The 2,377-nt window shown below is 48.5% G+C and carries 3 protein-coding genes; all 3 read right to left on the minus strand.

Annotation, left to right across the window (positions count from 1 at the left end):
- Positions 1 to 88: 88 nt before the first annotated feature.
- Positions 89 to 1,111 carry an LptF/LptG family permease gene (locus A2517_RS00310; RefSeq protein WP_294893363.1) on the minus strand — a complete coding sequence of 341 codons (1,023 nt, stop codon included), beginning with the start codon at positions 1,109 to 1,111 and terminating at the stop codon, positions 89 to 91.
- Positions 1,104 to 1,853 (minus strand): A24 family peptidase, encoded by a 750-nt coding sequence (locus tag A2517_RS00315; RefSeq protein ID WP_294893364.1) that lies wholly within the window; start codon positions 1,851 to 1,853, stop codon positions 1,104 to 1,106. The genes A2517_RS00310 and A2517_RS00315 overlap by 8 nt, the downstream gene beginning before the upstream one ends.
- Positions 1,853 to 2,377 (minus strand): polyprenyl diphosphate synthase (gene uppS / locus A2517_RS00320; RefSeq protein ID WP_294893365.1); only part of this gene is annotated, 525 nt, incomplete at its 5' end. The genes uppS and A2517_RS00315, both read right to left, overlap by 1 nt.

The raw sequence follows: 2,377 nt of genomic DNA on the forward strand, positions 1-2,377 counted from the left end.
GTGCCGATAACGGTTTCATGGGTGGTGGGCTGTTGTTGAGACCCCATAAACGCTGAGCCGTTGTAGCTCATCGTGATTTTGGCTCGCTTCAAAAACGGCTCCCAACCAGACGTTTGTAAAAGCTATAGCTGAGAATAAACCAGATCAGTGCGACGATCCAGATCGTATGAAAGGCGAACCATTTTTGAACCATGATGGCGGCCGAATAGAATCCGACGATGGAGAGGAAAAGCCACAGATAGATCCACCGTTTTTGGTGGCGGGCGTGAACGACCCCCAGCGCAATCATCAAAAATACCGAGAGGAGGGGAAAGAGACTCAAGAGGGTATTGGTAATAAGGAGTCTCTCTTTTTTACCCCGTTCGATTTCGTTCGTCCAAAAATCGAGGGTGTTGCGGTAGATAGTAGGATCGGTCGTCATTCTATCGTTGATGTATCCGGTTTTAAAGAGCATGGTTTTAAGGAGTTTATCGCTGTAGCTGTAGCTCTCGCCATCACTTAATTTCAGCTGCAATACCCCGTTTTTGTTGATGAGTTCCGCTTTATCGGATTTGATAAGAATTTCGTCGTTCATATCTTTGTTAAAGAGGACGACATCTTCAAAGACACGTGAATCTTGATCGCTTTTGTTGATGAAAAGCATCCATTCGCCGAAATGGTGACCAAACTCCGAAGCGCTAAGGTTGAACTTCGCTTCTGCCCTTTTTTTCTCTAAAAAATTGCCCGAAATAACTTTAATGTAGGGGATGACGACGATAAAGTTGACAAACATTAACAGCGTGAGGAGCAGTGCGGGCACCGCCAAAACCCGTCCGACAAATGAGGGGGAGATTCCAAGCGAGAAGACGACGACCATCTCATTATCATTGGAGAGGCGATAGAGTGCTAATGCTCCGCCGACGACAAAAGCGATAGGGAGGGTGTAAAAAAGGAGTTCGGGAATGACGAATAGGTAGAGTTTTCCCATCTCAAGAAGGCTCAGCTGAATGACTGCCGTATAGGTCGCGAGTTTGATCAAAAAGATGACCGAAGCGATCGCGAAGAGGGGGAGAAATATCGAGAAAAAGAGTATCGACAGATGCGATAAGATGTAGTGGCGTAATTTACCCATATATTCCCACCATCCAATCGTTGACGTAGGTATCGAACATAACAACGAGCCAACACGCTAACGCTAAAAAGGGGATAAACGGGAGTTGTTTGGACTCTTCGCTCTCATCTTGGGTTAAAAGGAGTGCGGGAAGTGCCAAAACGGCACCGAGGAAGATAGCGGCAAGCCCGAGTTTGACCCCGAGCAATGCCCCCATCGTCGCGGCGATCATAATATCGGCTTCCCCCATCGCCTCTTTTTTGATGGCGTAGGAGAGATAGAAACGAAGGAGGGTAAATCCTCCGGCAAACAGCAGAGCGTTGGTGACGTTATAGCCGAACTGCTCAAACGAGGTGACGCTAAAGACGGCGACAGTGAGCGCTCCGAGGTTGAGGCTATCGGGAACCATTTTGTAGCGAAAATCGATTGCGGAGAGGGCTAGAAGCAACGCAAACGTCACGGCGATTCCCGCCGCTTGGAAGGTAAGGCCGAATTTCATCGCACTAAAGAGGAAAATGAGACCGCTGAGCACTTCGATAAGAGGATACTGTATCGATATCTTGGTGCCGCAAAAAGCACATTTCCCCCGTAAAAAAAGCCATGAAAGGATGGGAATATTATGCCAAGCTCTCAGCGGGGTGTTGCAGCTCATGCAATGGGATGCGGGGAAAGAGACGCTCTCATCACGCGGGATGCGCAAGATCACCACATTTAAGAAGGAACCGATTGCCGCCCCAAAAATAAAGATAAATGCAAATTCCATCAGTTCAATCCTCCGAAGCGTCTTTCGACCGTTTTAAATTTTTTGATAATACTCTCAAGCTCATCGGTAGTGAATTCCGGCCAAAGGGTTTTGGTAAAGAAGAGTTCTGCATAGGCCGCTTGCCACAACAGAAAATTGGAGAGGCGATGATCTCCCCCGGTTCGGATGAGCAGATCGACATCGTGGGGACAATCGAGGGCATCTCCGAGTGATTCTACCGTGAGGGGGCCATTTTCTCGGAGTGCATTGGCGGCACGGACGATCTCATCACGCCCTCCGTAGTTCAGTGCAAGGCATTGAACCAAACCGTCGCACTCGGCTGTTGCCCTCTGTACCTCGTCGATGACGTTGCGGAGCGATTTGGAAAAAATACTCAGATCGCCGATCGGCTCAAAGCGGATATTTCCCTCCAAATAGGCGGCGCGTTCGCTTTTGAGATACCGCTCTAAAAGTTTCATTAAAAATTCGACTTCGAGTTTGGGGCGTTTCCAGTTTTCGGTACTGAACGCATAAAGGGTGAGACG

Origin of the sequence: Sulfuricurvum sp. RIFOXYD12_FULL_44_77, assembly GCF_001830725.1 — a bacterium.
GTDB classification, from domain to species: domain Bacteria; phylum Campylobacterota; class Campylobacteria; order Campylobacterales; family Sulfurimonadaceae; genus Sulfuricurvum; species Sulfuricurvum kujiense_A.

Excerpts from the sequence above, each read along its gene's own strand:
- A2517_RS00310 (WP_294893363.1), bottom strand. The coding sequence starts at position 1,111 with ATGGGTAAATTACGCCACTACATCTTATCGCATCTGTCGATACTCTTT.
- A2517_RS00315 (WP_294893364.1), bottom strand. The coding sequence starts at position 1,853 with ATGGAATTTGCATTTATCTTTATTTTTGGGGCGGCAATCGGTTCCTTC.